At 51.7% G+C, this 24,336-nt stretch carries 18 protein-coding genes and 1 pseudogene; 11 read left to right on the forward strand and 8 right to left on the reverse strand.

The window, feature by feature from the left end; all coding sequences use genetic code 11:
* Positions 1-32 precede the first annotated feature (32 nt).
* The gene (locus tag NYE33_RS36310; RefSeq protein WP_042133608.1) at positions 33-560 is read right to left on the reverse strand and encodes a ClbS/DfsB family four-helix bundle protein; all 528 of its coding nucleotides are present in this window, start codon (positions 558-560) and stop codon (positions 33-35) included.
* A gap of 67 nt (positions 561-627) precedes the next feature.
* Positions 628-1,188 (reverse strand): histidine phosphatase family protein, encoded by a 561-nt coding sequence (locus tag NYE33_RS36315; protein ID WP_042133609.1) that lies wholly within the window; start codon positions 1,186-1,188, stop codon positions 628-630.
* A 66-nt stretch (positions 1,189-1,254) separates the two neighbouring features.
* On the opposite strand from NYE33_RS36315, the gene NYE33_RS36320 reads away from it, so the two are divergent.
* A complete protein-coding gene (locus NYE33_RS36320) occupies positions 1,255-2,172 on the forward strand; it encodes an AraC family transcriptional regulator (RefSeq protein WP_341070128.1) in 918 nt (305 codons plus the stop codon).
* 24 nt (positions 2,173-2,196) lie between these two features.
* Positions 2,197-2,769, forward strand: coding sequence for a GNAT family N-acetyltransferase (locus tag NYE33_RS36325; RefSeq protein WP_341070130.1), 573 nt, complete (start codon positions 2,197-2,199; stop codon positions 2,767-2,769).
* A 78-nt stretch (positions 2,770-2,847) separates the two neighbouring features.
* Here the strand turns inward: NYE33_RS36325 and NYE33_RS36330 are convergent, their stop codons facing one another.
* Together NYE33_RS36330 and NYE33_RS36335 are read right to left on the reverse strand one after the other, a co-directional pair.
* Positions 2,848-4,623 (reverse strand): ABC transporter ATP-binding protein, encoded by a 1,776-nt coding sequence (locus tag NYE33_RS36330; RefSeq protein WP_042133615.1) that lies wholly within the window; start codon positions 4,621-4,623, stop codon positions 2,848-2,850.
* Positions 4,610-6,385, reverse strand: a complete 1,776-nt coding sequence (locus tag NYE33_RS36335) for an ABC transporter ATP-binding protein (protein WP_042133617.1) — start codon at positions 6,383-6,385, stop codon at positions 4,610-4,612. The genes NYE33_RS36330 and NYE33_RS36335 overlap by 14 nt, the downstream gene beginning before the upstream one ends.
* A 233-nt stretch (positions 6,386-6,618) precedes the next feature.
* Here NYE33_RS36335 and NYE33_RS36340 point away from each other — a divergent pair, with 233 nt between their 5' ends.
* Positions 6,619-7,998 (forward strand): amino acid permease, encoded by a 1,380-nt coding sequence (locus NYE33_RS36340; protein WP_042133619.1) that lies wholly within the window; start codon positions 6,619-6,621, stop codon positions 7,996-7,998.
* Positions 7,999-8,352: 354 nt separating this feature from the next.
* Here the strand turns inward: NYE33_RS36340 and NYE33_RS36345 are convergent, their stop codons facing one another.
* On the reverse strand, positions 8,353-9,339 hold the full coding sequence (locus NYE33_RS36345) for a DUF4003 family protein (RefSeq protein WP_042133621.1): 987 nt from the start codon (positions 9,337-9,339) through the stop codon (positions 8,353-8,355).
* A gap of 170 nt (positions 9,340-9,509) precedes the next feature.
* Between NYE33_RS36345 and NYE33_RS36350 the strand changes: the two genes are divergently transcribed.
* Together NYE33_RS36350 and NYE33_RS36355 are read left to right on the forward strand one after the other, a co-directional pair.
* Positions 9,510-11,897, forward strand: coding sequence for a GH36-type glycosyl hydrolase domain-containing protein (locus NYE33_RS36350; RefSeq protein ID WP_042133623.1), 2,388 nt, complete (start codon positions 9,510-9,512; stop codon positions 11,895-11,897).
* A 70-nt stretch (positions 11,898-11,967) separates the two neighbouring features.
* On the forward strand, positions 11,968-12,423 hold the full coding sequence (locus tag NYE33_RS36355; RefSeq protein ID WP_231575283.1) for a putative immunity protein: 456 nt from the start codon (positions 11,968-11,970) through the stop codon (positions 12,421-12,423).
* Between the two features lie 57 nt (positions 12,424-12,480).
* Here NYE33_RS36355 and NYE33_RS36360 read toward each other — a convergent pair whose 3' ends face one another.
* A complete protein-coding gene (locus NYE33_RS36360; protein ID WP_269323229.1) occupies positions 12,481-12,612 on the reverse strand; it encodes a hypothetical protein in 132 nt (43 codons plus the stop codon).
* 281 nt (positions 12,613-12,893) lie between these two features.
* On the opposite strand from NYE33_RS36360, the gene NYE33_RS36365 reads away from it, so the two are divergent.
* The 6 genes from NYE33_RS36365 to NYE33_RS36390 all read left to right on the forward strand — a co-directional run bounded on the left by NYE33_RS36365 (position 12,894) and on the right by NYE33_RS36390 (position 23,336).
* Positions 12,894-13,916, forward strand: coding sequence for a LacI family DNA-binding transcriptional regulator (locus NYE33_RS36365; protein WP_042133626.1), 1,023 nt, complete (start codon positions 12,894-12,896; stop codon positions 13,914-13,916).
* A gap of 441 nt (positions 13,917-14,357) precedes the next feature.
* Positions 14,358-15,599 carry a PTS ascorbate transporter subunit IIC gene (locus tag NYE33_RS36370; protein ID WP_256704025.1) on the forward strand — a complete coding sequence of 414 codons (1,242 nt, stop codon included), beginning with the start codon at positions 14,358-14,360 and terminating at the stop codon, positions 15,597-15,599.
* A 57-nt stretch (positions 15,600-15,656) separates the two neighbouring features.
* A complete protein-coding gene (locus tag NYE33_RS36375) occupies positions 15,657-15,998 on the forward strand; it encodes a cupin domain-containing protein (RefSeq protein ID WP_042133628.1) in 342 nt (113 codons plus the stop codon).
* Between the two features lie 334 nt (positions 15,999-16,332).
* Complete coding sequence (locus tag NYE33_RS36380) at positions 16,333-21,369, forward strand: AAA domain-containing protein (RefSeq protein WP_341070135.1); 5,037 nt, start codon at positions 16,333-16,335, stop codon at positions 21,367-21,369.
* Positions 21,370-21,454: 85 nt separating this feature from the next.
* On the forward strand, positions 21,455-22,294 hold the full coding sequence (locus tag NYE33_RS36385) for an aldo/keto reductase (protein ID WP_341070137.1): 840 nt from the start codon (positions 21,455-21,457) through the stop codon (positions 22,292-22,294).
* 145 nt (positions 22,295-22,439) lie between these two features.
* A complete protein-coding gene (locus NYE33_RS36390; protein ID WP_042133632.1) occupies positions 22,440-23,336 on the forward strand; it encodes an SDR family oxidoreductase in 897 nt (298 codons plus the stop codon).
* 125 nt (positions 23,337-23,461) lie between these two features.
* On the opposite strand, the gene NYE33_RS36395 is transcribed toward NYE33_RS36390, so the two are convergent.
* The gene (locus NYE33_RS36395) at positions 23,462-24,010 is read right to left on the reverse strand and encodes a hypothetical protein (RefSeq protein ID WP_156118522.1); all 549 of its coding nucleotides are present in this window, start codon (positions 24,008-24,010) and stop codon (positions 23,462-23,464) included.
* Between the two features lie 173 nt (positions 24,011-24,183).
* Positions 24,184-24,336, reverse strand: a pseudogene (locus NYE33_RS36625) (IS256 family transposase); the annotation flags it as partial.

Here is a 24,336-nt window from a genome sequence, read left to right on the forward strand (position 1 = left end):
TAGCCAGCAATGAGCCGGCCGGGTAGTGGAGGTTATGCCAGCGTGGCGGGGAAATGCTTTTTCCACTTTCTGATCTTCCCCCGGAAGGATTTGAACGGAGCTGCTGAGTTGATGTGAATCCACCGGGCCATGGGCCAGTTGTCCTTGGTTCCGGTCCATTTACGTGAGCCCTGGATGAACAGCTCTTCTTCCGTTAATGTGCTGACCCAGTCCAGCCACTGCTGCTCTGATTGCCGGAATAGGCTGCGCAGTTCAGTCAGTGAATACTCAGAATATGTGCTGTAAAAGGACTGATATAATCCGCCCAGCTCATTCCACTTATAATCCTGGGCGGGCATTAGGAAGGCCTGTCCTTCCAGCTCTTTCTGATCCCAGCTCCTCACCAGCTCCAGCCATCCCAGCTGATAGGCGATGATCTCGGCGGGGGTTTTATCCACTTCAGGAATTCGCGTATCCTTATACTTATCGTCAATACCGTCATACTCGGCGTCCAAGAGCAGGTAGAGGGTATGGATCGTTTCCATCAGCTCCTGTTTGGACGAATATTCATAGCTTGCCATAGCGCTCACTCCTTTACATTGGTTATACCATAGAGCTGTGACAGCAGTCTGTCCAGTTTAACCAGAGTCAGGTCCTATTCCAAATCCGCTGCACGCCGGTAAGTGTGTCTCCATTGAAGCTTAGCTTATAGATATCCGGCATATCCAGCTGCTTCCAGAAGCCGTAATCATAACGCTTATCCAGCGCATTCATGATTAAGACCATAATGTTACCGTGAGTCCCGATGACGGCGTTACTGCCTTGGTATTGCTGCAATACTTTGTGGAGTGCCTGAACTCCCCTGTCCTGGGCAATCAGGTTAGATTCTCCGCCTTCCCAGGCAAAAGAGGGATTCTCCCATACCTTCGCAACGGCCTGGCCGAAGTCACTGACGGGTCCGCCGGACAATAATCGTTCTCTGAAATCCTCTTCGATTACAGGTTCAAGGCCCAGGGGGCCGGCCAGTCCTTCAATGGTCTGTATTGCCCGTTTATAGGGACTGGAGATCAGGACATGAATATTCTCTTGGATGAGCAGTCCGCTGACCTTCCGCGCATCTGCCTGTCCGCGTTCAGATAAAGGTCTGTTTAATTCATCGGCAGAATAAGCCGAGTGCGCATGCCTTACCAAATACAAATTTGTAACCATTATTTATCACCTCATCTGCTAATATTTGTAATGCATTGTATCATGAATGAAGCGGGGAATTCAGCGATGAATCTTGATTATAGAGAGCGGATCGATAAGGTCATTGCCTACATAGAGGAACACAGCAGTCAGCCGCTTAAGCTCGATACGCTGGCGGAGATCTCCCATTTCTCCAAATATCATTTCAGCAGAATATTCACAGCTATGGTCGGTGTGACTCCCATGGCCTTTGTAAACAGGAAGCGTATACAGCACTCACTGGTGCTGCTGACCGAAACGAATAAGACTATTCTGGAGGTTGCAGGTCAAAGCGGTTTCGAATCGGTATCGGTCTTTAATGCCCATTTCAAACGGTATTATGGCTGTACACCGGGCAGTATCAGGAACAGCAGCCGGAGAAATAGCAATTTCGCATCATCCCTCAGCAATATGCAGGCAGAATCAGCTTCCCTGGCAGATTACAATAGAGCAAGAAGTAATCCGCTGTTAAGGAGGGCTTGGGATAGTATGGTAGAAATCAGGCAGATCCCTGAGGTTGAAGTTGCTTATATCAGGCATATTGGAAGTTACCTGGATACGTATAGCGCATGGGACAAGCTAAGCCGCTGGGCATACCAGCGGGGTATTCATGGAGGGAATCAGCAGTTTATCGGAATATCGTTGGATGACGGGGATCTCGTAGAGGAGTCTGCGTGCCGGTATGATGCCTGTGTCACCCTTCCGGAAGGGTTTGAGCAGGAAGCACACCGGCCGCAGGTACAATTCAAGACAGTATCCGGCGGCATGTATGCGGTGTATTCATACTACGATACGGTAGACAAATTTGTCCTCGCGTATGACAGCATGTTCAGCGTGTGGTTACCCCGCAGCGGATATGAAGCGGACGACAGGCCCTGCCTCGAATTCTGTCTGAATGATCCCATGAAGGATCAGGAAGGCAAGTGTAAGGTTGATTTGTATATTCCCATTAAGCAGCGCGTATAAGTATCGGAGAATGGAGTGGCGGGAATGAATGTGGAGGTTGTATTTGAACGTTTTCCTGTACTAAGATCAGATGAACTTGTATTGAACAGAATTGAGGAGACTCATCTGGACGAGCTGTTTGATATTTACAGCAACGATAGAGTTTTTGAATATTGCGGGATCATCCCGAAGCATAACAAGGCTACAGTCAGCAATATGATAGGACATTTTGAACGGGACTACGCCAAAAGATCAAGGATCAAGTGGGGCATCTTTGCCAGTGGTGAGGAGGGTCGTCTGCTCGGAATTATTGAAGCCTGTGATTTCAATCAGAAGGTGAATATGGTGACGATCGGCTACTTCCTGGCGGAAGCCCATTGGGGGCAAGGCATTGCCTCTAAGGCTGTTGAAATCCTGCTGGATTATATCTTCAGGGAGGTTCAGGTGAACAGAATTCAGGCCGAAGTCATGCTGATGAATGAACCGTCCAAGAAGGTGCTCCTGAAGACCGGCTTCATCAAGGAGGGGATGCTGCGGCAAGCCGCCTTGTGGTCAGGCAAAGGAATTGTCGATCTGGAGATATACAGTATGCTTAGGGAAGATTATATTCAGGTGTGAAAATAAGAAAAAAAAGCTCAGGCCCGTTAATAGGCTTGAGCTTTTTGATGCGTTAAGAACTAAATTTGCGGGGGAGGCTTATGCTTCCATCTTCTGCGCCGTATAGAGCCGGTGGTAGAGGCCGCGGCGGGCGATCAGCTCATCATGCGAGCCGCTTTCCGCAATGCCCTTATTCGAGACATACATGATGCGGTCGCAGTTCTTCACGGTGGACAGCCGGTGCGCGATGATGAACGAGGTACGTCCCTTAAGCAGCTCATTCAGACCCTTCTGGAGCAGACGCTCGGTCTGCGCGTCAATGGAAGAAGTGGCTTCATCCAGAATGAGAATGCGCGGATTGGCCAGCAGGGTTCTGGCGAACGAGATGAGCTGCCGCTGTCCCTGGGACAGCTTGGAGCCGCGCTCATTAACCTCCGTCAGGTAGCCCTGGTCAAATTCACGGATGAAATCATCGGCGCAGACAGCCTTCGCAGCGGCGATGACCTCTTGCTCGGTGGCATCCGGTCTGCCGTAGCGGATATTATCCAGAATCGTTCCCGAGAAGATGAAGCTGTCCTGCAGCATAATCCCCATCTGGCTGCGCAGCGATTTCAGCGTGATCCCGGCAATATCCTGCCCGTCGATCAGGATTCTGCCGCCGGTAAGGTTATAGAAGCGCGAGATCAGATTGACGACCGTAGTTTTACCTGCACCGGTCGGACCGACCAGGGCGATGCTCTCTCCGGCTGCGACATCGAAGGAGATGTTCTCCAGGATGTTCAGCCCCGGATCGTAGGCGAAGGTTACATCGTCGAAGGTAACCCGGCCCTGAACGGGCGGCAGCTCCTTCGCCCCGGGAATATCGCTGACGGTAACCGGCTCATCCAGCGTTTCGAAGATACGCTCTAGATAGGCTACCGCATTGATGAAGTTATTGTACAGCTGGGATAGATTCAGAATCGGCTGCCAGAAGCGGGCGGCATAACTGCTCATCGCGAGAATGACACCAAGCGTCATGCTCTGCGGGTTCAGAGTCAGCAGGCCGACCAGGAAAATCATTGCCGTAACCATGGTAGACAAGTTATCGACAGTAAACGGAATAAGCGTGTTGTAACGCAGCGCCCGCATCCATTCCGTGCGGAAATTACCGGCCAGGCGCGTAAAGACGCCCTCATTGCGCTGTTCCCGGGAGAACATCTGGGTTACACCGATACCGCTGATACTTTCCTGCAGATAGGCGTTCAGATTGGAGCTTTTGTTCGATACCGCCTGCCATGCCCGGCGCTGCCGGGTTTTGATGAGCAGCATGACACCGAGGAATACAGGCAATCCGGCAAGGATGACGAAGGAGAGCCGGACATCAACGGCGAACATGAAGGCAGCGATGAAAATCAGATTCACGATTTCCAGGATAAAGTTAATAATTCCGTTCGACAATACGTCGGATACCGCATTAACGTAGTTTACAACCCGGATCAGGATCTTGCCCTGCGGCCGGTCATCGTAATATTTGAACGGCAAATCCTGCAGATGCTTGAACAGATCGGTACGGATATCGAAGATAATATCCTGCCCGACACTGGTCATAATCCGTGAGCGGATAGTAGCCAGAATTACGCTGACCACAATGGTCGCCAGCATCAGCGCGGACCAGCCGACCAGCGCGCCCATATCTTTGGCGGGAATGGTTACGTCTACCACATGCTGCATAATCAGCGGGGCGGATAGGGCGATAGCCGCTGACAGTGCGCTAAGCACGAATGCGAGAATCATCGGTTTCTTCTTGCGTCTGATATAGACCATAGCCCGCCGGAAATGCTTAATATTAAACGGCGATTCCAGATTCTCATCGACATCGAATTTATTCCTGGCCACTCTCGGTCACCTGCCTTCCAATGCCCTCGTTCTGCAGCATGAATACATCGTAGTAATACCCCCGCTTGGCCAGCAGCTCGGCGTGGGTGCCTTCCTCAATCAGACGGCCGCCCTCTAAGATCAGGATGCGGTCTGCCTGGGCGGTAGTGGATACCCGCTGTGCAATGATAATCTTCGTGCAGGGATACTCCAGCTCACGCAGACTCCGCTGAATATGCTCCTCCGTCTCCAGATCGACCGCAGACGTCGTATCATCCAGGATCAGGATTGGACGGCGGACTGCCAGCGCGCGGGCAAGCGCAATACGCTGCTTCTGTCCCCCGGACAAGCCGACACCGCGTTCGCCGACTACCGTGTCATAGCCTTCCGGCATTTTGACGATGAAGTCATGGGCTGCTGCGAGGCCGGCATAGGCCTGCGCTTCTTCTTCCGTAAGCTCAGGGTCGCCATAAGCGATGTTGCCGTCGATCGTATCGGAGAACAGGAGGACGTCCTGCGTAGCCATCCCGATATTCCCGCGCAGTTCATCAAGCTCAAGCTCACGGACATCTCTGCCGTCTACCAGCACGCGGCCTCCGGCCACATCGTAGAACCGGGGGATCAGGTTGATCAGCGATGTCTTGCCTGAGCCTGTTGCGCCCATAATGGCGATCGTTTCGCCGGGTTCAATCGTGAAGCTCAGATCATCCAGCACGGTAGCGCTGTCATATTTGAACCGGACATGCTCGAACTCAATCCGGCCCTCATAGCGGCGGCTCTCTGTGACATTGTGCTCGTTCACAATAGCGGGGCGGGCATAATAGATATCAACGATTTTGGATAAGCTGGCAAAAAAGCGCTGGATATCATTGATAATAATCCCGATATTGCGCATAGGGTTGGATACCGCCCAGATAAGCGAAGAGAAGGCTGCGAATTCACCAAAGGTGATCCGGCCGTGCATCAGGAAGTAACCACCGGCCAGCATCAGGATGACGTTGAAGGCTTGGGCGAAGGACTCCAGATAAGGAAAGTAATCGAGCCAGACGAGGGCCGCCTTCTTGTTCGCCACAGAGTAGTTGACGTTCTTCTCCGTGAATTTGGCAATCTCAAACTCTTCACGGGCGAAAGCTTTGACTACACGGTTGCCTGAAATGTTCTCCTGGGTCGTCGTGTTAAGCTGGGACAGCCGCTCGCGCAGATCAATGTACATGGGACGGACACGTTTGGCGAAGATAAAGGCCACGACAAAAATCGGTGGCGACAGGATCAGCATCCACAGCGTCAGCTGGACATCGATCGTAAGGAAATAAATAACGGCCGCCAGAAAAATCGTCAGCGATTCAATGATCGTCTTGAAAATCCACGCCATCGAATGCCGGACCATATCCAGATCGCCTGTCATCTTGGTCATAAGATCACCGGTACGGTTGCGGTCATAATACTCCCGGTCCTGCCCCTGAATCTTGTTGTACAAATAAATGCGGATGTTGTACATCATATTCTGGGAGGATATTTCGTACTGCATGGTCGTTAGATAAGCCAGACCTGTACGGAGCAGGGAAAAGCCAATCATGCCCAGGCAGAGCGCGATGAGCAGACCCCTCTCTGTAGCAAGATTCTGCCCTGCATGGTCGCCGGCTATAAACGTATCGACGATACGCTGGCTGAGGTAAGGGTTCACAATCGTTAGACTTGAGCCCACTACCGAGAGACAAAGTGCCACGATATACCGTGCCCGGTTGCCCTCCAGGTTTTGCCACAGCCATTTAAGTTCAAACATCTGATCACCTGCTTCTGTTTTTCTTATTTCGTGTGAATAAATCAAAGTGATTATAACACTATGAAACAAAATGTATAGGTTTACAGCTAATTTTCTTGTTACAATCGACCGAACTTTTGGTGGAGTAATTCTGCATTGCGTTAATGTATGTCACAGCTTACAATGATTCTGACATACTATGATAGTTTTGCGTTCTACATAGGCAAGGAACATATATGAGGGGGAGCATTTTTTTGGAAACGAAACAGTTAACAAGAGGGCTTAAGCCGCGCCATATCGAGCTGATCGCACTCGGCGGTACGATTGGTGTAGGGTTGTTCATGGGCTCTGCAAGTACGATTAAATGGGCGGGGCCGTCGGTGCTGCTGGCCTATCTTTTGGCGGGAATAATCATGTTTTTTGTGATGCGGATTATGGGGGAGATGCTGGTGCTCGAACCGGTCACCGGCTCCTTCGCCACCTTTGCCCACAAATACATCAGTCCGCTGGCCGGATTTCTCACTGCCTGGAGCTATTGGTTCCTCTGGGTGACTGTAGGCATGGCGGAGGTTACGGCAATCGGGATTTACGTGGGATATTGGTTCCCGGACATACCGCAGTGGATTCCGGCTCTGATTGGTGTAGGTATTATTGCGGCAGCCAATCTGGCAGCTGTGAAATTGTACGGGGAGTTTGAATTCTGGTTCGCGATGATCAAGGTGGTCGCCATTGTCGTGATGCTGGTGATTGGAACGGGAGTAATCTTCTTTGGTCTGGGGAACGGCGGACAGCCGCTCGGCTTGTCGAACCTGTACAGCCATGGAGGCTTTTTTGCGGGAGGACTGAAGGGCTTCCTGTTTGCGCTCTGTATTGTCACGGCCGCCTATCAGGGGATTGAGCTGGTGGGCATTACCGCAGGGGAAGCCGAGGATCCTAAGCAAACGCTACGAAAAGCGATCAAAAATATCATCTGGCGTATCCTGATTTTCTATGTGGGGGCAATCTTCATCATTGTAACAATCTATCCATGGAACGAAATTGGCGGAATCGGCAGTCCATTCGTGATGACCTTTGCCAAGGTGGGAATTGTCGGCGCTGCGGGCATCATCAACTTTGTCGTGCTGACAGCGGCCATGTCGGGCTGCAACAGCGGAATCTACAGTGCGGGCAGAATGCTGTACACCTTAGCCCAGAACGGGCAGGCTCCGAAGTTCTTCGGGAAGGTCTCGGCAAGCGGGGTGCCCAGAAACAGTATTATTACAACCATCTCCCTGCTGCTGGTCGGGGTGCTGTTCAACTACCTTATGCCGGATTCCAAGCTGTTTCTCTATATTTACAGCGCCAGTGTGCTTCCGGGAATGATTCCTTGGTTCGCTCTGGCCTTCAGCCAGTTCCGGTTCCGGGACAAGTGGAAGGGCGAAATGGCAGATCATCCGTTCAAGTCGCGCCTGTTCCCGATAAGCAACTACATTATCATTATCTTCCTGTCGCTCGTGATCGTCGGCATGTGGTTCAACCCGGACACACACCTGTCGCTGATTGTGGGGGCTTCGTTCCTGGCCATTGTTGTTGCCGGCTATTATGCCTTCGGCATTGGCAAGCGTGAGCGTCCGGAGGAGGCGGGGGAAGCTTAGATGATAATAAAGAGCCTGTCTCCAATAAACTGGGGACGGGCTCTTTTTCTGGAACCACTTTTATAGAAATGTCGCCGGAATACATCCCGGCAGAATTGAGACTTTTAGGTAAACACTGTATCGGCCTAATGTTGTACGTAATGCAACTGACTTTGGCTCATAGTTACCCGTGTGTTTGAGAGTATTGTTGTACATAATACAAGAATTTTCCCGTCATACTGCCTGAAACTGAAGAAATGTTTCATTTTGTGCAACAATTCTGGTTTACGGCCGATTTTTCGAAGAAAATGTTGTATTTGATGCAAGAATTCCATCACATAACCGGTCTCTGCCACACACGGCAGGCCTATAAATCTAATTCGAAGCAGACGAGGCTGCCGCAGCAGATGCGGCTGCAACCGCAATTGCCGTCTGCTGGGCAATGATGATGTTGGTAAGGCTGGTAGATAACGCGGAAGTGATAATGCCGCTTTTCACGTCGTCTACATACGTATAGGACACCAGTGCAGCAGACAGCAGGAGCAGCTCCTGCTTGTTAATCGACCAATTTCCGAAGCCCTTCCGGGTGCGCAGTAACTCATACGTCTCCGAGACATCGCTTACCAGCTCTTTCTGTTCATAAGGGAGCAGCGACAGGATGCCAAGCGAAGGAAGGGTATATTCCTTGTCCATCCGGATGTCCTGTGCACGGAAGGCCTCACGCAGGCTGAGCACCCGTTCTACAGATCCGCCATCTTCCTCCCCAAGCAGCATTACCTGTGTCAGAGCCTGAACGCTGTTGCCGGAGAAAAACTCAGGCTTCAGAGCTACATAGAGCTGTTCCAGGCGCTCTACTCCGTGCTCGATTCCGATATTGGAAATTCCGAGCATGGCAGCGAAGATATAGTCATCCTGTCCAGTCAGGAAAGGGTGCTTCGCTCTCATACCATCGAAGAATGCCTTCGTGCGTTCGATCACCTGGATATATTGCTCGGATGTAGTGTGGGCAGCAATCTGATAGGCGGCAATAACGAGATAGTCAGAAGCCCTGAATTTGACATCCTTCATCAGCTCATACACGGCTAACGTTTCGGCAAGCTGCTGCTCCGGTTTAGCAGAAAGAGAGAGCAGGGTGGCAATACTGATGGCGGAAGTCCCGCGGAAGGAAGAGAACATCCGGGTGTTCTCCTTGATCAGCGCATGGTGCGCACGGATCGCTTCAGGATCGGCTGTTTTGTTCTCCACGGTGTAGAGCAATGCCGCCAGGCGGTTCACCTGAACATTTTGCCAGGAGAATTCTTTCTTGATTCTCTGTGCATTTTCAGCGAACAATTCAAGTCTTGCCAGGTATTGTTCCTTCATCGGGTACACCTCTCATTTATACTTGGACACTTGGGCTAATTCTACTATACAAACCCAAATGATGAAAATGAATCTAATCTCATAGACTTGCCGTGTAACCTATGAGAGCGTATTCTTGAACATAGAGAAGGTACATCAGCGCATTATAAACCTGGAAGAGAGGCATGAGAATGATAAGAGCATCTGAAGATAACGAGTATTATGAGTTGTCGAGCCCGACAATTCTGCCCAAGGCTTCAGGATTTCTATGGAATGAGCAGATGATGATTCATATGAATTGCCGCGGGTATGCGGTAGCCCAGTTCATGCAGCCCGAGCCTGCCAAGTACTCCTATGCCCCGAATCTGGAAGCCAAGACCTTCATGCAGCCGGAGCAGCCCTATTATGCCCACCATCCCGGCCGGTTTGTCTATGTGAAGGATGAGGAGAGCGGTGAGCTATTCTCTGCCCCGTATGAACCCGTACGTATGCCCCCTGATCACTATACCTTTGCAGTAGGCAAACATAATATTGTGTGGAAAATAGAGAAGAGCGGTATCGCCATCGAGATGACGCTGAGCCTGCCCAAGGATGAGCCGATGGAGCTGTGGCGGGTGAAGGTAACCAATCTGTCTTCTGCTCCACGGAAAATAAGTATCTATCCCTACTTCACCATCGGCTACATGTCATGGATGAACCAGTCCGGCGAGTATAAGGAAGCTTTGCAGGGAATCGTCGCTACAGCCGTTACTCCTTACCAGAAATATCAGGAATACGACAGAATCAAACACCTGAAGGACAAGACCTTCCTGCTGGCTGATCACGCTCCGGCATCCTGGGAGGTGAACCAGGAAGCATTCGAAGGGGAAGGCGGGATCAGCTCGCCGTCAGCGCTGAGAAGCAGTCTGCTATCCCGGGGAGAATCCCGTTACGAATCGCCGGTTGCAGTTCTGCAATATCGGCTCGGCCTCGAGCCAAGTGAAGAGCGCGAATACCGGTTCATCTTCGGTCCGGCTCAGACAGAGCAGGAGATCGCTGATATCCGCCAGCGGATGTTCCAGAATGCTGATGCCGACGGCGAAGACGGATTCGAGCTTGCAGAACGTGAATATGCGGAATACATCCGCGAAGGCAGAGGCTGCATTGAGATCACGACTCCGGATGCGGATCTTGATAATCTGGTCAACCACTGGCTGCCCCGGCAGATGTACTATCACGGGCAGACGAACCGCCTGACGACAGACCCCCAGACCCGTAATTATCTGCAGGATAATATGGGCATGAGTTATATTAAGCCGCAGATAGCCAGGCAGGCTTTTCTGACTGCTCTAAGCCAGCAGGCGGTAAGCGGAGCCATGCCGGATGGCATTATTTTGCATGAGGCTGCTGAACTGAAATATATTAATCAGGTCCCGCACACGGACCATTGTGTCTGGCTGCCCATTTGCCTCAGTACCTATCTGGATGAGACGGATGATTACAGCATTCTGGAAGAGGTTGTCCCTTATGCGGGGAGTGAGGAAACCGGATCAGTCTTCGAGCATATTGACCGGGCGATGCACTGGCTGATTCATGAGCGGGATGAACGGGGTCTGAACTATATCAATCAGGGTGACTGGTGTGACCCGATGAATATGGTAGGCTACCGGGGCAAGGGAGTATCCGGATGGCTGACGATAGCTACGGCTTATGCCTGCATGATCTGGGCGGATATCTGTGATCACAGCGGCCGGCTGGAGGCTGGCAAGGCATTCCGCCTTGCGGCGGATGAGACGAATGCGGTCGTCAATCAGTATTTCTGGGATGGTGAGTGGTACGCACGGGGAATCACCGATGACAATGTCGTGTTCGGAATTAGTGAGGATAAGGAAGGGCGGATCTTCATTAATCCGCAAGGCTGGGCGCTGCTCAGCGGTGCGGCCGATGAAGAGAAGCGGGAGAAGCTGATGAAGTCGGTCACGGAGCAGCTGGAGACACCCTACGGAGTGGAAAAGCTGGCACCCTCCTATACCGCCATGCGGGAGGATGTAGGCCGGGTCACGCAGAAGCATCCGGGCACTGCCGAGAACGGGGCAGTCTATAATCATGCTGCAGCGTTCTATATCTATGGCCTGTATGCGGTAGGAGAGCAGGATCAGGCGTACCGCCTGCTGCGCAAAATGCTCCCGGGACCTGACATCGGGGATATCATCAGACGGGGCCAACTGCCTGTCTTCATCCCCAACTATTACCGCGGTGCTTACAAGCAATTCCCGAAGACTGCCGGACGCTCCAGCCATCTGTTTAATACTGGCACCGTTCCGTGGGTATACCGCTGCCTGATAGATGGCCTGTTTGGACTCCAGGGCATGCGCGAAGGACTGCAGGTGAAGCCGCAGCTCCCTTCCGATTGGCCGGAGGTTACGGTTAAGCGTAACTTCAGAGGTGCCGGGCTGCATATCAAGATGCAGCGTGAAGCGGGGGTTAAGGCGACAGAAGTCTATCTGGACGGCCAGTTAGCGGAGGGTGGTATTCTTAAGGATCTGGAACCAGGTATGGAGTATACTGTGCTGGTCAAGCTTCCGCCTGACAATGCCTGATAGAAATGAATACTAACCGAAGGGCCGGAATCTCAGGAAGATTCCGGCCTTCTTCCAAGGGAGGAATATAGTGAGAGCGAAACTGGCCGCGGGCGGACTGGATAAGTCCATCGCCGCGCTTGCAGGCACAAGTAATCATCAAGTGTTAGCGCTCTGGGCTGCCGACTGCGCCGAGCGCGTGCTGCCTTATCTGGAGGCAGCATGCCCGGAAGACAACCGGCCCCGGCAAGCGGTTGAAGCCGCGCGGGCCTGGGTGCGCGGTGAGCTTAAGATGGCCGCAGCCCGCCAGGCAGCGTTTGCCGCTCATTCAGCGGCACGTGACGCCGGTCCGGCAGAGGCTTGCGCTGCAGCCCGCGCAGCCGGACATGCTGCGGCAACTGCGCATGTCGCCGCCCATGCAGTGCATGCCGCAACCTATGCCGTCAAGGCTGTTCATGCCGCGGCGGCCCCTGACGGAGCGGAACTCGCCGTCACGCAGGAGCGTGAATGGCAGTACCGGCATCTGGCCCAGCTTAACGAGGACTGATTAGTTGAGGGGGAGGACTGGTAGAAGTCCTCCTGCGATCCTTTTGGCGGCAGTCAGTTACACTGACTTGAAATCCTGCACTAAATACAACAATTCCTTGATTAAATCGACCGTAATCAGAAATTGTTGTACAAAAGGCAACATTTCTCCTCTTGCAGGCGGCTTAGCGGTAGAATTCTTGTATTTCATACAACAATTCTCCCAAACACCCAAATATGATTGAATCAAAGTTGCAAAACGTACAACATTTATGATTTATTGCTTTGCCGGCTGCAAAAGATCCCGCGATTCGTTTAAAGAATGAACTCTGAACAAACTGTGTCGTTCCCGCCTGGGCAAATTTATGCCTGATTTCCTACCCGCCCAAGAAAGTATATAATACAGTAGAACTCACATGCGTCGTGAAAACACTTTGGCACACGGGCGAAGTGTCTTTTTGCATAAGGGAAAGTGTTGTAGGGGGCTGGATCATGGCAGTTACGATGAAGGAAGTTGCCGAACTTGCAGGGGTATCCAAAAGTACGGTTTCGCAATTTCTGAACAAGAGATTCAACTATATGAGTGTGGATACGAAGAAGAAGATTGAAGAGGCCATTGAAGAGCTTAACTATATTCCCAATGAGGTGGCCCGCAGTCTCAAGCATAAGAAGACGTTCATTGTAGGTGTGATTTCCTCAACCATTCTATCAAAATTCACTACGGAGGTTGTGCGTGCCATCGAGGATGAATGCCAGCTGAAGGGGGTGCAGGTGATCGTCTGCAACACTGATGATGACCCGCTCAAGGAGAAGAAATACGTTCAGTCGATGATTGCGCGGCAGGTGGACGGCCTGATTATTTTTCCGACGGAAGAGAATAAGAAGATGTATTCCTCGCTGGTTAAGAATGGTTATCCATTTGTATTTGTTGACCGTAAAATAGATGATATCAGCGTGGACACCGTACTGCTCAATAACGAAAAAGCCAGCGAGCTGGCAGTCGAAGCCTTCGTCCTTCATAACCATACCCAAATAGGAATCATCACCTTCCCGCTTGGCAAAAAGGCAATTACCACGCGGGTTGAGCGCTTGTCCGGTTACAGAAATACGCTGGAGAAGCATGGTCTTCCGGTGAATGAGAGCTATATCAAAAGCGGCAGGCTGGACGAAATGCCGGCGCTGATCGGGCAGCTGTTCCATATGGACAATCCGCCTACTGCTATCATCGCCACCAATGACATGATTCTGGAGCAGGTGCTGATCTACGCCAAGAATAACCGCTTAAGCATACCGGAGGATTTCTCCCTGATCGGGATCGATGATGTATCCTTTGCGTCCTTCTACAATCCGCCGATTACGACCATATCCCAGCCAAGCTTTGAAATGGGGAAGAGGAGCGCCCGGCTGCTGCTGGATCTAATTGACCAGAAGGAAGAGGAGCAGGCAGGGCGGCCCGAGCTGGTCCGTTTGAACCCTAAGATTAACCATAGGGAATCGGTCCGCACGCTGGATTGAATGATTAGTAGCATAGATTATTGCTTCGCGTAGCTTACTTTCTTTTGGACCGGAGACAGAACCGGAGAAGGAGAGTAAGTCTTTTTTTGCTTTGGAAACGGTTTTATTTTTTCTGTTGCAAAAAGCAGATATCACGTTATAATGATCGTATGATTCGAGTAATGAATACCCTTGCATTCCTGATTGTTCCTGTTTTTAACAATGATAGCGTGTTCTTTTGAAGAGGGGGAACCGGATGGCGGTTAATGAGTGAAGTGTTTGATTCTGGTTGTGATTTTGTTCACAAACAAACGGAGTAGTTTTATTGCACAATGTTAAGGCATGTTGTTTCATGGTTTACGGGAAGACCAAATTTTTTTGGAATTCTACTAAATCGATTTAGTAACGAGTTTAAAACTATAACTTTGAGAAAGAAGTTGGAGACCCGCCATGCATATGTTTATGAGTATTATCAAAGAGCCATCAATTATTATTGCCATTGTGACGCTTCTCGGCCTCATCTTCCAGCGTAAGAAGATTCCTGAAATTATTACGGGCACAACCCTTTCCTTCATGGGCTTCACCATGATCAAAGTAGGCGGCGGTATCCTGGGCGGCGTGCTCACCAACTTCAGCAAAATGTTCTCATATGCCTTCCACCTCAAGGGTGTTGTGCCGAGTAACGAAGCGATCATGGCGCTGACCATTGATCAGATTGGTGCAGACGCTGCGCTGATCCTGCTGTTCTCCATGATTCTGAACATTGTGCTTGCACGGGTAACGAAGTTCAAATACATCTATCTGTCTCTGCACCTTGTTCTGTTCATGAGCTTCGCCGCTACTGCGGTTATGAAAGGTCTGGGGCTAAGCTCAGTAGTGACTGTTATTGTCGGTTCCCTGGCCATAGGCAGTTACATGGCGGTATTTCCTTATCTGCTGCGCAATGCCAGCCGGAACATCATCAAGTCGGATGAATATACCATCGCTCATGCTTCCATGACCTCCTACATCATCGGTACGTACCTGGGCAAAGTGTTCGGCAACCGTGAGAATGATACGGAGAACATTAAGATTAACGACCGGATCAGCTTTTTGCGCGATCCCAATGTGGCTACTACCTTAACGATGCTGGTGCTGCTGCTGGTGTCAGGACTCGTCGCCGGTGCTGATTTTGTTAACGAATTATCGGATGGCAAGGAATATATCGTCTTCATTCTGGAGCAGGCTGCAATTTTCGCCGCCGGGTTGTATATCGCCAAAGCCGGTGTTAAGCTGTTTACTACAGAAATCGTCCCTGCCTTCAAAGGCTTCTCCCAAGTGTTCGCTCCGGGCGCAATCCCAGGTGTGGATGTCCTGGTCCTGTTCGACAAATCGCCGAATTCCGCTTTGGTCGGATTCCTGGTCAGCTTCTTTACGGGTGTGGCCTGCGTGTTCCTGTTCCCGCTCGTTGGATTGCCGGTAATTGTTCCTGGAATTATGGCCTGCTTCCTGGCCGGCGGTGCTGCTGCGATCTTTGGGAATTCCAGCGGAGGCTTCAGAGGGGCTGTCATTTCCAGCTGTCTGAACGGTTTCCTGCTGTGTCTGCTGCCTGCTCTTACGTTGCCGCTGTTCTCCTACCTGGGAGCTGAAGGGGTAACATTCGCTGATCCGGACTTCACTTCTTTGTCGGTTATCCTATGGGGGATTTTCCGCTGGTTCCATTAATTTTTTTGCACACTAACTAAATCGATTTAGTGACTATTGAATAGGAGGTATTATTTTATGTTTTATCACGATCAAGAGATTCAGGCTGTAACTGTAGACAGCAATACTACCCGTAAGGTGCTCGCTCACAGCGACCAGATTATGTATACGAAGGTGATGTTCGCCCAAGCCCAGGAAGGAGAAATCCCGCTGCACAAGCATGTGCATGAACAGGTTACCTATGTGCTGCAGGGCAGCTTTCAGTTCATGATCGATGACGGTGAAACGCAGGATGTACAGACCGTCAAGGCTGGCGACAGTATCCACTTCCCGTCCAATGTGCTTCACGGCTGTATCCCGCTGGAGGATGACGGCGTTCTGTTAGATGCTTTTACACCGGCACGGGCGGATTTTCTCTAGAAGAGTAATTGAAAAGCAGATAAAGCTGATGAGGGGCGCGGGGAATCCGCGTCTCTTTTTTTGGAAATAATTATAATATGGGGTCTACACAAAATACCTGATTAAACATCGCAGTTAAAGCCACACCTTGCGGGGGTATTTGAAAATATAAGAATTTATATGTTTCACATGATAAATTATCCTTCTATTTCTCGCTGAAACGGTACCGTCCTTTAAAGACGGTACCGTTTCTACTTGGTATGAAAATACTGGTATTGTAACCTGGCCGATTATATTATAATTAGTTCAAAAAACAGGATCTTTGTCGCAAAAAGACAGAGAAGAAGGGCTTTGTATGGGAATTAGTGAAGATCTGCGAATCGCAGCGAAACAGAAGCTTATTCAGGTATTCACCTATCTGCAGGCTCTGCACCAGCTGAAGCAGCCGATAATCAAGCATATATCCGGGCAGTTATGGTCGCAGTCCCTTGCGGATCTGCCGGTTCATTCTAATGTGACCTGTGATTTCACAGAGGGGATAAGTCCCTCTGAACGTATAGACGAGGAGATGCCTGAGGTTCTGCTGCGCGTGAAGCGGCCTGACCGGACCGCCTGTCCGAAGCCGCCGGAGCTGCTGCAGCGCTGGCTGAAGCCGGATTGGGAGAAAATTCATACCCGCCCGGAACGGCTGGAGAGCATGGACAGCTACCGGGAAGCTGCGGATTCCGGGGAATATGAGGCTTATGTTGAACGTTTCGATCAGGACGAAGAGAGAGTGCGGCTCTGGGAGAATTGGACTCAGGAGCGTGAGGCCTGGCAGGAGCGGGAGTGGCCTGTCCGCAGAACGATTAAGTTGTTCGAGGATTTGTACATGCTCTATTCGTGGATTGAGCGGGAGCGGGACGCTGTGGAGCTGATGATCGGCGATGGGATTCTGCACTGGGAGCTTACACCGGAGACGATTCACCATCCGGTGCTGCTACAGAGGATCGAGCTTGTATTCGATCCGGAGGGACCCGAATTTACAGTTATAGCCTCCGAAGCCGCCCCCGAATTTCATGGCTCCTTGTTCAGAGATGTGCCTGAAGTCAGTCCGGGGTCGATTAAGAAATGCACCGCGGATTTGCTCGAGGCTGCATGCTCCCCCTTGGATTTCACGGATACGGATGAATATTTGCGCAAAGTATCCGGATACTTGTCTGCCCAGACTGCGTTTATTCCTTATAATAGAACATCTGCACAACCGGCTCAGGACAAGACAGCAGTGTATATCCGGAGAGAACCGGTTATTTTCCTGCGCAAGCGGTCGGCCGGTTTCGATCATGCCTTCGAAGAGATCATACAGGATTTACAAGATAGAGAGGAACTCCCGCAGGCGATTGCCAGAATTACCGGCATTGATCCGGGGGAGGCTTCGGACGGAACGCAGGTTTTTTCGTATTCGAATTTGAATGTGAATGGTGAGAACGAAGAGATTCTGTTCACCAAAGAAGCGAACTCTGAGCAGCTGGATATTGCTCTTAAGCTGGGCAGATACGGTTCTGTTCTGGTGCAGGGCCCGCCGGGTACCGGGAAGACGCATACGATTGCCAATCTGCTGGGCCATTTCCTGGCGGAAGGCAAAAGCGTACTGGTCACCAGCCACACCTCAAGGGCACTCGCCGTGCTGCGTGACAAGGTGGCAAGGCCGCTTCAGGATCTGTGTGTCAGCATGCTGGATGATGCCAGCGGGCAGAAGCAGCTGGAGAATTCCATCGATAAGATTACTTCCACCTTAAGCTCCATATCCATTGAACAGACGGAAGCGGAAGTAGAGCAGCTGACTGCCGGACGCAAATCCATTCTGGAGCAGATCAGAGGCATTGAAGACAGATTGCGGCTCTCCAGAGAGAACGATTACCGGTCTATTGTTATTTTTGGCACTTCCTTCGATCCATCCGCAGCTGCCAAAATGATCTCCGCAGGCCGGCATACGATGGAGCTGGTGCCGGGAAGGATAGCGGCCGGACAGGCTTGTCCGCTTACCCCTGACGAGCTGGAACAGTTATATAGAAGCTCTGGGGAAATCAGTGCGCTGGATGAAGCGGAATTCCGGTACTTACGCAATCGTATAGAACTGCCTGTCACTCCTGAAATTTTCCATGAGCTTGTGCTGGAATATCAGACACTGTCCACTACAGATACCGTCAGACATCTTCCTTACTTCAAGCCCGGTATGGCTGTACATCCCGGGAAGCTGAACGCCGCTCTCCAGCAGCTGCGTGAGGCGTTTGGTGCCGTTACTGAGGAAGAGTGGAAGCTGAATCTGATCTCGGCAAAAGATAATGATAAGCACGATTGGACCGATCTGCTGGAAGAAGTGGAGAAGTGGCTTGAGCTATACCGCGCCGCCAGAACTGCGCGGTACAGATATGGTTTTGAACATTTGGCCGATACGGATCTGCAGCCGCTGCTGCCTGTACTGGAGGAGATGAAGCGGTATCTGGAAGACGGGGGGAAGCTGAGCACGTTCCAGCTGTTGCTTAAGAGACCGTGGAAGAAGGCCTGCGAGCTTATAGCGCCTCCCGGCAAAGGAATTGAAGAGGTCAACGCTGCCTACCTGGAGGCTCTGCTTACTGTCGGTACGTATCAGGCGCAGCGGGCCAAGTCCGTCATCCGCTGGAAGCGTCAGGTTACGGACGGGGGCGGATATGATCTGGCCCGGTTCGGACCGCAGCCCGAAGAGTATATGGATAACATTATTCAGGAGATCCGCAGCCTGCTGGACTGGCGGCAGACAAGCTTTGATCCGCCGCTTCAATCCCTCGAGAGCGAGGGGCTGCTGTGGAATGTTCTGCTGAACGCCAAGCCTATGACGGTAGGCAAACATATGGATTGGATTCATATGCGGGAGCTGGTAGAGCAAGAGCTTCCTTCTATTATAGGTGCCAATATTAATGCAGAGAAATGGAGAACAGTTAAAGAGCAGATCGCGGAAGCAGGCAGGGCTGCAGAGTCGCTGGCAGATTCGCGTTCCGCTATAGCCTGCCGGCTGCAGGAGAGTGTAGAGCGGCTGGACCCGCAGTCCTATGAGCAAGCGTATCAGGCAGTTCAGCAATTATGGGATAAAAGTGCGCGGATCAGCCAAAGGGAAGAATGGCTGGAGCGGTTGCAGCAGAGTGCTCCGGATTGGGCGGAGGCGCTCAGGCACAGAAGCGGAATCCACGGAGAGCACCGGGCCCCCAATGGACTTGAAGCGGGTTGGCTGCTTAAACAATTGGATATGGAGCTTGATCAGCGGGCGGGTATCTCCGCACAACAACTTCAAGAAGAACTGGTGGAGATTCGTAAAAAGTTCAAAGCGGCCACACTTCAATTAGTGGAGAAGAAGGCCTGGCTGGCGCTTGCCCGGAAAACTACGCTGAAGCAGCAGAACGCTCTTCACGGCTGGAAGCTGCTGATGAAAAAAGCCGGCAAGCGTACGGGAAAAGCGGCTCCCCATCTGCTTGCCGAAGCCCGGAAGCTGATGCCGGTCTGCCAGACGGCTGTTCCTGTCTGGATTATGCCTACGTACAGAGTGGTCGACAGCTTCACTCCGTCCGAGAACCGGTTTGATGTGGTTATCGTGGACGAAGCCAGCCAGGCAGATATTATGGCGTTGACAGCACTGTATCTGGGCACACAAATTGTCGTGGTAGGTGATGATGAGCAGGTGAGCCCGGAGGCCATCGGCCAGCGGCTGGATGAGACCAGAAGACTGATGGATGCCCATCTGGAGGGGATTCCCAATGCCGCACTTTATGACGGCAGCACCTCAATTTATGACTTAGCCAAAACCTCATTCGCGGGCATGACGCAGCTTAGGGAGCATTTCCGCTGTGTGGAGCCGATTATCCAGTTCAGCAACCTGCTCTCCTATAATGGTTCCATTCTTCCGCTCCGCGATGCCGGCGGAGTAACCACGAAACCGTATACCGTGGAATACCGGGCCCAGGGCGGGAGCCGGGACGGTAAACGCAATGAGGCAGAAGCAGAGGCCATTGCTTCGCTAATTCTGTCTGCTATCCAGCTGGAAGAATACAAGGATGCTACATTTGGCGTGATTACGCTGCTTGGCGAAGAGCAGGCCATTCTGATTGACCAGTATTTGCAGAAGTATATTCCGGCAACGGAATACAAGCGGCGGAAGATTCGCTGCGGCAACTCCGCCCAGTTTCAGGGGGATGAGCGCGATGTTGTGTTCCTGTCCATGGTGGACGCTTCAGAGGAAGCTGTGCCTCTGCGCCTCATCTCTGATCCGGGGAACCGCACCAAGAAAAGGTATAACGTAGCTGTAAGCCGCGCCCGCGACCAGCTATGGCTGGTGCACTCGCTTGATTCCGTAGCCCAGCTCAAAGAAGGGGATTTGCGGAAACGGTTAATTGAGTATGTCAGAAATCCGTATGCAGCGGATGCAGCGTATAAACAGCAGGAGCCCGTGCTGGAGTCCGAATTCGAGCGGCAGGTTATGCGGCGGGTGTTGAACGAAGGCTATAGAGTACTGCCTCAATGGAAAGTAGGGGCGTACCGGATTGATATGGTTGTTGAAGGCGGCGGGAGACGTCTGGCGGTGGAATGTGACGGAGACAAATGGCATCCGGCAGAGAAGCTTAAGGAAGATATGGACAGACAAGCCATACTGGAACGCCTTGGCTGGAGTTTTGTGCGGCTTCGGGGCGGTGAATATTTCCGGAATCCGGAGCAGGCGCTGCAGCCGCTGTTCCGCAGACTGGAGGAGCTCGATATTCCCCGTGAGCTTCACCGGCAGGATGCGGAGGCAGATGCGGATGACGGGAATGCCGGACAACCTGCGCTGAAGACGGTTATCGTAAACAGGGCAGCGCAGATCCGGCGGGAATGGCAGGAGCTTGAACGGGAACCTGTTGTTGAAGATTCGATCTCTTCGGGGTCAGCGGCGGAGCCAGCGGGGTTCATTGCTGCGGAGCAAGAGCAAGAGAAGACGGCGGAATTCTTTTATCAGGAAATCAGCCGGCAGCCGAATTTGACGGACTATTGGACGGAGGAAATGCGAAGCAGGGAAGAAGACAGACAGGCGGTGCTGGAGCAGGAGCTTAGCTTACTGGAATCGGATGCGGGTCTGGAGCTTCCTTACTGGCAGGGCTTAACGGCGGACAGTGCTGAAACGGGAAATGACGGGGACTCAAGCTCCGGATTTAACCTGGTGGAATATTTGCACAGCCGGGATTTGCAGTTTGTAGATACCAGAGATCAGGACGGTGCAGTCTGGATCATTGAAGACCTGAACCTGATCCGCTATTTGCCGGAATTACGGCGGAAGGCTGTACCGTTTAATTATCTGAAGGAAGGGGTGTATGCTACCCGCTGGAGAGCCGCCTGGTATAGCAGATCATGAGAATAATGATATGGGGGATTTTGATATTACCTTCATTCTCTGCGATAATGTAAGCGACTATCTTAGTAGAGGAGGCTGCATCATCATGGCTAATCACATTCCAGAAGTATTGTTGAACGACGGGATAAATATGCCTGCGATTGGCTTTGGAACGGCGTGGATTAAAGGCACGAAGGGTGTACAGAGTCTGAAGACTGCCCTCGATTTGGGCTACCGCCTGATTGATTCAGCATTTAACTATGAGAACGAAGGCGTGGTCGGGGAAGCGGTGCGGCAGGGCGGAGTGCCCAGAGACCAGCTGTTCATTACCTCTAAGCTGCCGGGACGTCACCACAAGTATGATGAGGCGATCGTGACCGTTCAGGAATCGCTGTACCGCGCGGGACTTGATTATTATGATCTGTATCTGATTCACTGGCCGAATCCGAAGGTGAACCTGTATGTAGAAGCATGGCAGGCACTTATCGATGCCCAGAAGCAGGGGCTGATCCGCTCGATAGGGGTAAGTAATTTCCTGCCGGAGCATCTGGACCGTCTGGTTCAGGAAACAGGCGTAGCACCGAGCATCAATCAGATTGAGCTGCATCCGTATTACAATCAGGCAGAGCAGCGTGCTTATCACGGGAAACACGGGATTATTACAGAATCCTGGAGTCCGCTGGGACGCGGCACGGAGCTGCTGAAGAATGAACAGCTCGGTGCAATTGCCGCAGCGCATAATAAATCCATCTCACAGATTGTTCTTCGCTGGCATGTGCAGCTGGGTGCGGTTCCGATTCCGCGATCCTCTTCGGAAGAACATCAGCGGGAGAATATTAATATTTTCGACTTTACGCTGTCAGACGAAGAGATGAAGCGGATCGCGGAAATCCCGACAACCGGACCACTGTGGGATCAGGACCCTGCGGTGTACGAAGAGTTTTAAGAAGGGTTGAATGGGAAGTGTTAAGGCCTCTTGCTTATTTAGCAGGGGGCTTTTTTTTATATTCCTGGTCATACATAATTCGTTTAGGAAAATGGGAAGCTGGTTACATAGAAAGAGTCAGAAGCCTACAGAGGAGGAATACACAATGAGCGATCAGTATACGATTCAGGACCCTGCGAAGCAGTATGAAAAAGCTACGCCTGAGTTTGAACAGCAGCAGCCGAGTCCCGGCCTGGAGAAGAAGATGCATCCGCGTCCCGATGACGGGGCGGGAACGTACCGCGGCAGCGGACGGCTTACCGGCCGCAAGGCTGTTGTAACCGGAGCGGACAGCGGAATCGGGCGGGCGGTAGCCATTGCTTTTGCCCGTGAAGGAGCTGATGTGGTTCTTGCCTATCTGCCGGAGGAAGAAGCTGACGCGAAGGAAGTTGTCCAACTGGTGGAGGAAGCCGGCCGCAAAGCCGTTGCTGTGCCAGGCGATCTGAAGGACGAGAAGTACTGTGAACAACTGATTGAGGAGGCCGTGGAAGAACTGGGCGGGATTGATATCCTGGCCAATATCGCGGGCAAGCAGCAGTTTGTACCGGATATCGCTGATTTGACCACCGAGCAATTCGATGCAACCTTCAAGACCAATGTATATGCGCTGTTCTGGCTCTGTAAAGCGGCGGTGAAGCATATGAAGCCGGGCAGTACGATCATTAACACTGCTTCCATTCAGGCTTATGAGCCTGCGCCGATTCTGCTGGATTATGCCACCACCAAAAGCGCAATTAACACCTTCAGCAAATCGCTGGCTCAGCAGGTAGCTGCCAAGGGAATCCGGGTTAATGTTGTAGCACCTGGACCTGTATGGACTCCGCTTCAGGTAAGCGGCGGACAGCCGCAGGAAGCGCTGAAGGATTTCGGAGCCAAAACACCACTCGGCCGTCCCGGCCAACCGGCTGAAATGGCCCCGGCCTATGTATTTCTGGCCAGCCAGGAATCCAGTTATGTCAGCGGCGAGACTTTGAATGCTAACGGCGGCATGCCGACACCTTAAATCAGCGTATATGCTCAAACCTCCGCAAGGAGGTTTTTTGTTATATTTGGAAATTATGAAATTCATCTGTAATGGATAAAGTCGGTCGGATTAGGAGCAGATTCGTCTGACGGACGAATGTGTTCTTATAGCAGGATTCCCAGTGAATCCGCCGGAAGTGGGCGATATGGAGAAATCGAAGGGATAAGTCCCTCTAAATCCGCCGAAAGTGAGCGGCATGGGGAAATTAAAGGGATAAATCCCTCTAAATCTGCCGAAAGTGGGCGGTACGGGAAAATCAAAGGGATAAATCCCTCTAATACCGCCGGAAGTGGGCGACATGGGGAAATTAAAGGGATAAATCCCTCTAAATCTGCCGAAAGTGGGCGATATGGGAAAATCAAAGGGATAAGTCCCTCTAATACCGCCGAAAGTGAGCGGCATGGGGAAATTAAAGGGATAAATCCCTCTAAATCTGCCGAAAGTGGGCGGTACGGGAAAATCAAAGGGATAAGTCCCTCTAAATCGGCCGAAAGTGGGCGGTACGGGAAAATCAAAGGGATAAATCCCTCTAAATCTGTTGAAAGTGTGCGATATGGGAAATCGAAAGGATAAGTCCCTCTAAATCCGCCGAAAGTGGGCGGGAGGCGGAAATGAAGAGCAAAAGTGCCCCTGATTTCATCGAATGCAGGCAAAAGGAGAAAATGAAGAGCATTAGTGCCCCTGAATCCGCCGAAAGTGGGCGGGAGGCGGTAGCGTCAAGAAGTTTGTGTAAGAGAGTAGAAGTACCTCCCCGGGTTACGGGTTGGGGGTGCAGGTGTTTCTGGGGGTCGGGGGAACCCCGACCCCCAGAAACTGGATTCATCCGCTATTCTTCTTCGGGTGTGGGCAAGGAAGGGTAGCGTGCTTCAAATAACTCGTTTAGCTTCTTTTTGACGGGTTCCATCCCAAAGCCAGGAACGACCCGCTGCCCATGACGTTCATTGTAGTCAAGCATTTCGAGATACACGATTTTCTCTGC

This window comes from Paenibacillus sp. FSL R10-2199, assembly GCF_038000235.1.
In the GTDB taxonomy this organism is placed as follows: domain Bacteria; phylum Bacillota; class Bacilli; order Paenibacillales; family Paenibacillaceae; genus Paenibacillus_AQ; species Paenibacillus_AQ phytohabitans.